The 8,238-nt window shown below is 71.2% G+C and carries 7 protein-coding genes; 1 reads left to right on the top strand and 6 read right to left on the bottom strand.

The genetic code is table 11. The features are described from left to right. Window positions 1-59: 59 nt before the first annotated feature. The 3 genes from EAO75_RS11685 to EAO75_RS11675 form a co-directional block, all read right to left on the bottom strand. Complete coding sequence (locus EAO75_RS11685) at window positions 60-830, bottom strand: class I SAM-dependent methyltransferase (RefSeq protein WP_147994975.1); 771 nt, start codon at window positions 828-830, stop codon at window positions 60-62. Window positions 831-1,150: 320 nt separating this feature from the next. Further along, window positions 1,151-1,591 (bottom strand): tripartite tricarboxylate transporter TctB family protein, encoded by a 441-nt coding sequence (locus tag EAO75_RS11680; RefSeq protein ID WP_187284416.1) that lies wholly within the window; start codon window positions 1,589-1,591, stop codon window positions 1,151-1,153. 145 nt (window positions 1,592-1,736) lie between these two features. Beyond that, window positions 1,737-2,081 carry an SH3 domain-containing protein gene (locus EAO75_RS11675; RefSeq protein WP_147994973.1) on the bottom strand — a complete coding sequence of 115 codons (345 nt, stop codon included), beginning with the start codon at window positions 2,079-2,081 and terminating at the stop codon, window positions 1,737-1,739. A 182-nt stretch (window positions 2,082-2,263) separates the two neighbouring features. Here EAO75_RS11675 and EAO75_RS11670 point away from each other — a divergent pair, with 182 nt between their 5' ends. Then, on the top strand, window positions 2,264-4,447 hold the full coding sequence (locus EAO75_RS11670; protein WP_147994972.1) for a serine/threonine-protein kinase: 2,184 nt from the start codon (window positions 2,264-2,266) through the stop codon (window positions 4,445-4,447). Between the two features lie 109 nt (window positions 4,448-4,556). On the opposite strand, the gene ilvD is transcribed toward EAO75_RS11670, so the two are convergent. The 3 genes from ilvD to EAO75_RS11655 form a co-directional block, all read right to left on the bottom strand. After that, window positions 4,557-6,410 carry a dihydroxy-acid dehydratase gene (gene ilvD, locus EAO75_RS11665; RefSeq protein WP_147994971.1) on the bottom strand — a complete coding sequence of 618 codons (1,854 nt, stop codon included), beginning with the start codon at window positions 6,408-6,410 and terminating at the stop codon, window positions 4,557-4,559. Window positions 6,411-6,579: 169 nt separating this feature from the next. Beyond that, window positions 6,580-7,206, bottom strand: a complete 627-nt coding sequence (locus tag EAO75_RS11660) for a TetR/AcrR family transcriptional regulator (RefSeq protein ID WP_147994970.1) — start codon at window positions 7,204-7,206, stop codon at window positions 6,580-6,582. After that, the gene (locus EAO75_RS11655) at window positions 7,203-8,027 is read right to left on the bottom strand and encodes a sugar phosphate isomerase/epimerase family protein (RefSeq protein ID WP_187284396.1); all 825 of its coding nucleotides are present in this window, start codon (window positions 8,025-8,027) and stop codon (window positions 7,203-7,205) included. Before EAO75_RS11655 ends, EAO75_RS11660 begins: the two co-directional genes overlap by 4 nt. Between the last annotated feature and the right edge of the window lie 211 nt (window positions 8,028-8,238).

Below are 8,238 nucleotides of genomic sequence, written 5' to 3'. Positions count from 1 at the left end.
GGTCCGGAAGGTTCACCAGCGGAATGTCGGTGCCGGGCGCGAGGAGGGTCTTGAGGGCGTCAGGGGGTGGTGGCTACGAGGAGGTCCACGTCGTAGGTCTCTTCGATGAATCCGTCCGGGAACGCGGTGAGGAGGAGCTGCTTCTCCTCGTTGAGGAAGGCTGTGCTCGCCTCGGTGCCATGGACGAGGAAGATCGAGTGGCTGCCGATGTTGGCCAGGTGGGTGTCGACGGGGACTCGGCGGCTCCAGCGGACCTTGCGGCGGATGAAGTCGAGTTCTCCGGTCGGGTCGGTCTGGGCGGCTCGGGCGCCGCTGCCGTTCTGTTCGACGGCCGGGTGGATGCCGAAGCTGCGCTCGATGCGTCGCGCCTGTGCGGCGTGCCAGGGGATGTCGAGCGGGGTGGTGTTCCACCACAGGGCCAGTGCACCGCCGGGCCGCAGTACGCGCAGGGCCTCCGGCACCGAGCGGGCGGGGTCGGTCCAGTGCCAGGCCTGGGCGTAGGTGAGGAAGTCGGCGGAGGCGGTGGCGAGGGGGAGGGTGTTGCCGTTGCCGCGGACGATCGGTATGTCCGGGTGGGCGTGGCGGAACTGGGCGGCCATGCCGTCGCCGGGTTCCACGGCCAGTACTTCGGCGCCGCGCTGGTGAAGGAGGACGGTGGCGATGCCGGTGCCCGCGCCGATGTCGATGACGCGGGCGCCGGTGAGGGGGCGGGCGGCGAGTTCCTCGATCGCGTCGAAGAGGGCGGGTGGGTAGGAGGGGCGGTTCGCGGCGTACTGGGCTGCGGCGGCGTTGAAGGAGCCGGCGCGGTCGGAATGGGAAGGGGCGGTCATGCGGCCATGGTGCGCCCTGGTTGGTGTCGTGTGCACCGAGTTTGGCGGGGGTGGTTCCGCGGGTGGGCGTGGCTCGGTGGGCCGGCGCGGTTCGGTGAGCGGGCACCGTTCGGTGAGCGGGCGCGGTTCGGTCGGCCAGCGCGGTTCGGTGAGGGGGGCTGGGGAAAGCATGGTCATCGGCCATGTCCGTGCGGCAGGCCGCTGTCCCTGTCTGCGCGGCACGCCTCTGCGTCTATCCGCGCGGCACGCTCTCGCGTCTGCCTGCCCGGCGCTCCCCTGCGCCTGACTGCGCGCCCCACCCTCGTGCCCAAAGGCAGTGCCTAATCGCGGCGGCGTTTCTTTGATGGGTTGCCGGTGCGGCGGGTGGTGCGGGATTCGTGTTGCTTGCGGGCCTTGTCGTATTCCTCGCGGTGGAGCTTCTCGCCGGGGGCCTCGATGAGGGAGCGGAAGAAGTAGGCGAGGAGGGAGCCGACGAAGCCGATGGTGAGCAGGCCGCGGAGGCTGGCGTGGCGGTGGGGGTCGGGGCGCTTGGTGAAGCCTTCCCAGGTGTGGCGGAAGGCGAGCGCGCTGCAGATCGCGAACATCACGACGACCAGGACGGTCACGAAGCTGCCGGGGCCGGCGATCTCGATGCCCTCGTAGGCGAAGCGCAGCACCAGGCAGGAGACGGCCGCGGCGAGGAGGGACCCGGCGCTGACACCGATGCGGCGGGCGGTGTAGCGGTTGTCGTGGTCGACCCAGGTCGTGCCGAAGAAGCGCAGGGACTCGGGGCGGGGGCCCGAGGAGCCCGCGGCCCCGTCGGAGCCATAATCGACGCGTGAGCGAGAAGAACGGCACCCCGGCCACCCCCGCGGGCTCCGTATGGGGTCCGGCGAACCGGATCCGAGATCGGATTCCTAGATCGGATCAGGAGCAGCGCGGACGGACGTAGCCGTCGCTGCCGGTCTGGACGTACGCGTCCGCGACGTACTCGCTGTCGGCGATGTTGTCCCAGATGTTCGACGTGCCATACGGACCCGAGACGTTCGTGCCAGGCGTCTGGCAGTAGATCAGGATCCTGGCGCCCTCGGGCAGGGTACGGACGAGGGCGTAGCCGGTGCCGGGGCCCCGGCGGACGTTCAGGCGGACTCCCGGCGCGACCGAGTAGTAGCGCAGGGCGTTGGCCGAGGCGGCCAACGTCGTGACGGCCGGTGCCGCGCCGCCCCCGGTCTCGTCGGCTCTTTCGGCCTCTTCGACGCGGTCTGTGGACATGTTCGAACCTCCCCCGTTGATCCCCATGCCTGCCATGGGGTCCCGTTGATTCCCCTAAATCACGCCACGCACACATGTGCGTGTTGGGAACACGGAGGCTAGCAAGCCGCCTCTGTCTCGTACGAGTCATCGACTAGGCTCCGTGCGTCGCGCGCGCGGACGAACAGCACGGGGGTGGTCCCATGGCGCCGCAGCAGAACGCCGGAGCGGGCGCGGAAGCGGAACTTCCCGAGTACGCCGGTCACTACCGCCTGGAGTCACATCTGGGTTCCGGAGGCATGGGCGTCGTCCATCTGGCCCGGAGCACCTCGGGCATGCAGCTCGCGGTGAAGGTCGTGCATGCCGAGTTCGCCAGGGACCCCGAGTTCAGGGGGCGGTTCCGGCAGGAGGTGGGGGCTGCCCGCAAGGTCAGCGGGGCCTTCACCGCGCCCGTCGTGGACGCCGATCCGGAGGCCGAACGGCCCTGGATGGCCACGCTGTTCATCCCCGGCCCGACCCTCGCCGACCAGGTGAAGCGGAACGGCCCGATGGAGCCGGGGCAGTTGCGGCGGCTGATGGCCGGGCTGGCCGAGGCGCTGCGCGACATACACCGGGTCGGCGTGGTGCACAGGGATCTGAAGCCGAGCAACGTGCTGCTCGCCGAGGACGGGCCGAAGGTCATCGACTTCGGTATCTCTCGGCCAAAGGACAGCGAACTGCGCACCGAGACCGGGAAGTTGATCGGCACGCCGCCGTTCATGGCGCCGGAGCAGTTCCGGCGGCCCCGGGAGGTCGGGCCCGCCGCCGACATCTTCGCGCTCGGGTCCGTGCTGGTGCACGCGGCGACGGGACGGGGGCCATTCGATTCCGACAGTCCGTACGTCGTGGCCTACCAGGTCGTCCATGACGAGCCGGACCTGACCGGGCTGCCGCCGAATCTCGCGCCGCTCGTGCTGCGCTGCCTCGCCAAGGAGCCCGAGGACCGGCCGACGCCCGACGAGTTGATGCGGGAACTGCGGTCGGTGTCGGCGTCGTACGACACGCAGGCGTTCATACCGGCGCAGCGGGCCACCGACGAGAAGCCCCACAAGCCGGAGTCGGAGACGGACTCGGCGTCGGCGTCGGACTCGGATGCACAACCGGAGTCGAAGTCGCGCGCGCGGCGCGGATCCGGGTCCGGGCCAGGAGCCGGAGACAGGTCCGAGCGGCCGTCCGGAAAGCGCCGGCGCCACAGGCTGCTCGCCCTCGGGGCCGGGGCCGTCGGGCTCGCCGCAGTCGCCGCGCTGACCTCGGTGCAGCTTCTCGGCGGCGATCCGACGCCGCAGGACGACGGCCCGCGGACCGTGTCGGCCGGCTCCGGCGCGTGGACGGCCGCACCGGCGCCCAAGAAGGGCACGCCCCAGTGCGCCTACGGCGCGGGCAAGCTGCTGTGCTCGCAGACCGGGCTGGTCTTCGCGCTCGACCCGGCGGACGGCCGGCTGCTGTGGCGCCACCCCGTCGCCCCGTCGCCCGTGAACACGGCTCCGGTCGTGGCGGGCGGCCTCGTGCACCCGTCGTCGGTTCAGGGCGGTCGGCTGGAGGGGCTCGACCCCGCCACGGGCAAGGCGACCTGGCGGCAGAACACGCCCGCGTACGGCGGGATGACGGCCGTGGGCGGCATGCTGCTGCTCACCGGCGCCGACGGCACGGTCACCGCCGTGGACGGCGCCTCGGGCGACACGAAGTGGAATCGCTCGGTTCCGGGGCACCGGGCGCCGAACTTCGTCTCCTTCGCCAAGGATTCGCTGGCGTACACGGCGACCACGTCCAACGACGGTTCGAGCACGCGGGTCACCGCGGTGGACCCGGTCACGGGTGACGTGCGCTGGGACGCCCGGCTGAAGGGGACGCTGGAGCTCACCGGTGCGTCGGACGGGTCGGTCTTCCTGCTCTCCGTCGACGGGATCTACAGCGACACGAGGGCCGTGATCCGCTACTCCCCCGCCGACCGGACCCAGCAGCGCGTGTCCCTGCCCCGTCCGGTCCAGCAGGCGCACGGCACCGTGCGGGGGAACGTCGTCTACCTCGGGGGCGACGGCGGTTCGCTGATCGCTGTGGACATGAAGGCGGGCAGGCAGCTGTGGAGCCTGGAGACCTCCATGATCCGTACTTCGTCGCCCGTCGCCGACGGCCGGCATGTGTACGTCAGCGCTCCCGACGGCCGGCTCCTCGCCGTGGACGCCGCCGACGGCAGACTCCTGGGCCAGACGCCGCCCCGGCTCGGCACCGACTCGGACCGGGTGGCGGCCAACCTGCCCCAGCCCGTGCTCGCCGACGGCCACGTCCATGCCGCCGCCCCCGACGGCTCCGTCTTCGCCGTGGACGCCCGCGACCCGTCGGAGTGGTGAAACAGCCGTACTCGACGAGACGACCGCAGCCGCCGCGGGCGCCCTCGCCGCTGACAGCCGCAGGGGCCGCCTCCCGAAGAGGCGGCCCCTGCGATACGCGATAAGCGCGTCAGCCCAGCTTCGTCACGTCTCGCACTGCGCCCTTGTCCGCGCTGGTCGCCATCGCCGCGTAGGCCCGAAGGGCCGCCGACACCTTGCGCTCGCGGTTCTTCGGGGCGTACTCCCCGTTCAACGCCTGCTCGCGGCGGGAGAGTTCCGCCTCGTCGACGAGCAGCTCGACCGAGCGGTTCGGGATGTCGATGCGGATGCGGTCGCCGTCCTCGACGAGCGCGATCGTGCCACCGGACGCGGCCTCCGGGGAGGCGTGGCCGATGGACAGGCCGGAGGTGCCGCCGGAGAAGCGGCCGTCGGTGATCAGGGCGCAGGTCTTGCCGAGGCCGCGGCCCTTGAGGAAGGACGTCGGGTAGAGCATCTCCTGCATGCCGGGACCGCCCTTGGGGCCCTCGTAGCGGATGACGACGACGTCGCCGTCCGTCACCTGCTTGTTGAGGATCTTCTCGACGGCCTCTTCCTGCGACTCGCAGACGACCGCCGGGCCCTCGAAGGTCCAGATGGACTCGTCCACGCCCGCGGTCTTCACGACGCAGCCGTCGACGGCGAGGTTGCCCTTGAGCACGGCGAGGCCGCCGTCCTTGGAGTAGGCGTGCTCGGCGCTGCGGATGCAGCCGCCCTCGGCGTCCTCGTCGAGTGCCTCCCAGCGCTCGGACTGGGAGAAGGCCTCGGCGGAGCGGACACAGCCGGGGGCGGCGTGCCACAGCTCGACGGCCTTCGGCGAGGGGGACCCGCCGCGCACGTCCCAGGTCTTCAGCCAGTCCCCCAGGGAGGGGCTGTGGACGGCGTGGACGTCCTCGTTGAGCAGTCCGGCGCGGTGCAGCTCGCCCAGCAGGGCGGGGATGCCGCCGGCGCGGTGCACGTCCTCCATGTAGTACGTGCGGTCCTTGGCGACGTTGGGCGCGACCTTCGCCAGGCAGGGGACCCGGCGGCTGACCTCGTTGATCTGGTCCAGCCCGAACGGAACGCCCGCCTCCTGGGCGGCGGCGAGCAGGTGCAGGATCGTGTTGGTGGAGCCGCCCATGGCGATGTCGAGGGCCATGGCGTTCTCGAAGGCCGCGAAGGTGGCGACGTTGCGCGGCAGGACCGTCTCGTCGTCCTGCTCGTAGTAGCGGCGGGTGATGTCCATGACCGTGCGGGCCGCGTCCTCGTACAGGCCCTTGCGGGCCGTGTGCGTGGCGAGGACCGAGCCGTTGCCCGGCAGGGACAGGCCGATGGCCTCGGTCAGGCAGTTCATCGAGTTGGCGGTGAACATGCCGGAACAGGAGCCACAGGTCGGACAGGCGTTCTCCTCGATACGGAGGATGTCCTCGTCCGAGATCTTGTCGTTCACGGCGTCGGAGATGGCGTCGACCAGGTCGAGCGTGCGGACCGTGCCGTCGACCAGCGTGGCGCGGCCGGACTCCATCGGTCCGCCGGAGACGAAGACCGTGGGGATGTTCAGGCGCAGGGCCGCGTTCAGCATGCCCGGCGTGATCTTGTCGCAGTTGGAGATGCAGATCAGGGCGTCGGCGCAGTGCGCCTCGACCATGTACTCGACGCTGTCCGCGATGAGGTCGCGGGACGGGAGGGAGTACAGCATGCCGCCGTGGCCCATCGCGATGCCGTCGTCCACGGCGATCGTGTTGAACTCGCGCGGGATGCCGCCGGCCTCCCTGATCGCCTCGCTGACGATCCGGCCGACGGGCTGGAGGTGGGTGTGGCCGGGCACAAACTCGGTGAAGGAGTTCGCCACCGCGATGATCGGCTTCCGGCCGATGTCCGCACCGGGTACACCGGAGGCGCGCATAAGGGCGCGGGCGCCCGCCATGTTGCGGCCGTGGGTGACTGTGCGGGACCTCAGCTCGGGCATCGTCGCTCGCTCCTTCAGGGACTGCGGGGACAGCGGGGACAGCGGGTACTGCGATCAGAGACTGATCAGAGACTTCTGACTGCTAACGAGCGTACGCCGGTCATCCAGAGGGCGGGACGAGGTGTCCGGAATACGGGACGAATGTCTCGCGAATCAGCGAGCCGCCCCTTCACCGGCCGGTCAGGTGCCCCTGCACGACGGGCGCCACGCGCGCGATGATCTGCTCCGGGTCCGCGGAGGCGATCGGCTCGATCTTGATGACGTAGCGCATCATCGCGACCCCCACCAGCTGCGAGGCCGCCAGTTCGGCGCGCAGTTCCGCGTCCGGGGCGTCGATCTCGCCGGCGATGCGGCGCAGCAGCTGCGCCGAGACCAGGCGCCGGAACACGGTGGCCGCGGCCTCGTTGTTGACCGCCGACCGGACGATCGCGAGCAGCGGCTTGCGGGTCACGGGGTTCTCCCAGAGCCCGAAGAAAAAGCGGGTCAGGCGATCGCCGACGTCGTCGAGGGGCACTTCGAGCACCGCGTCCCGCACCTTCAGGGCGGGCACGAGGGCGACCTCCACGGCCGCCTCGAAGACCTGCTCCTTGGTGCCGAAGTAGTGGTGCACGAGCGCGGAGTCCACGCCGGCCGCCTTGGCGATGCCACGCACCGAGGTCTTGTCGTAGCCGCGCTCGGAGAACTCCTCGCGGGCGGCGTCCAGGATGCGGTCGCGGGTGTCGGCGGACTCGGTACGCGGGGGCCGGCCCCGGCGTCGGGAGGCCACCTCGCCCCGGCCGTCGGCTGCGTCGGTCACGGCCGGGGCACCTTCACCGCGGAGGCCAGATGCAGCCGCGTGAAGGCGAGGGCCTCGGCGAGGTCTGCCTCGCGTTCGGCGCTGGACATCGCGCGGCGGGTGTTGACCTCGATGACGACGTGACCGTCGAAGCCGGTCAGGGCGAGGCGCTCCAGCACCTCGGCGCAGGGCTGGTTGCCGCGGCCGGGGACGAGGTGCTCGTCCTTCGCGGACCCTCGCCCGTCCGCGAGGTGCACGTGCCCCAGCCGGTCCCCCATCCGGTCGATCATCTGCACGGCGTCCGTGCGGGCGGTCGCCGTATGGCTGAGATCGATCGTGAAGTGCCGGTAGTCGTCCTTCGTGACGTCCCAGTCGGGGGCGTAGGCGAGCATCTCGCGGTCGCGGTAGCGCCAGGGGTACATGTTCTCGACGGCGAACCGCACGTCCGTCTCGTTCGCCATACGCCAGATGCCGGCGACGAAGTCCCGGCCGTACTGGCGCTGCCAGCGAAACGGCGGATGCACGACGACCGTGCCCGCCCCGAGCTTCTCGGCGGCGGCCCGGGCGCGCTGGAGCTTGGTCCACGGGTCCGTCGACCAGACGCGCTGCGTGATCAGCAGACAGGGAGCGTGGATGGCGAGAATCGGGACCCGGTGGTAGTCGCTGAGCCTGCGCAGCGCCTCGATGTCCTGGCTGACCGGGTCGGTCCACACCATGACCTCGACACCGTCGTACCCGAGGCGCGCGGCGATCTCGAAGGCCGTCGCCGTCGACTCCGGATAGACGGAGGCCGTCGACAGAGCGACCTTCGCATCCGGGATGCGCACCACTGGTTCTGCCACGAGGGACAGCGTACGGGGCGCCGCGGAGCGCAGGGGAACCGATGACACGGCGCCCGCCGAGAGGGCTCACAACCGGCCAGCCGCGCGGCTGGGGATGGCCTGTGTGCTCGCGTCGGGCGATGGTCCGCGCGCCTGGGGACGGTCCGCGCGTCCACGCCGGGCGATGGTCCCCGCATCCGGGGACGGCCCGTGCGCCCGCGTCGTGCGATGG

The organism is Streptomyces sp. UW30, assembly GCF_008042075.1.
Lineage (GTDB): Bacteria > Actinomycetota > Actinomycetes > Streptomycetales > Streptomycetaceae > Streptomyces.
The sequence above is the reverse complement of the archived record's forward strand: the minus strand, read 5'-3'. Positions and strand labels throughout refer to the sequence as shown.

Bases quoted from the DNA above. Each gene is read 5' to 3' on its own strand.
- EAO75_RS11685 (WP_147994975.1), bottom strand. From the start codon at position 830: ATGACCGCCCCTTCCCATTCCGACCGCGCCGGCTCCTTCAACGCCGCC.
- EAO75_RS11675 (WP_147994973.1), bottom strand. From the start codon at position 2,081: ATGTCCACAGACCGCGTCGAAGAGGCCGAAAGAGCCGACGAGACCGGG.
- EAO75_RS11670 (WP_147994972.1), top strand. From the start codon at position 2,264: ATGGCGCCGCAGCAGAACGCCGGAGCGGGCGCGGAAGCGGAACTTCCC.
- ilvD (WP_147994971.1), bottom strand. From the start codon at position 6,410: ATGCCCGAGCTGAGGTCCCGCACAGTCACCCACGGCCGCAACATGGCG.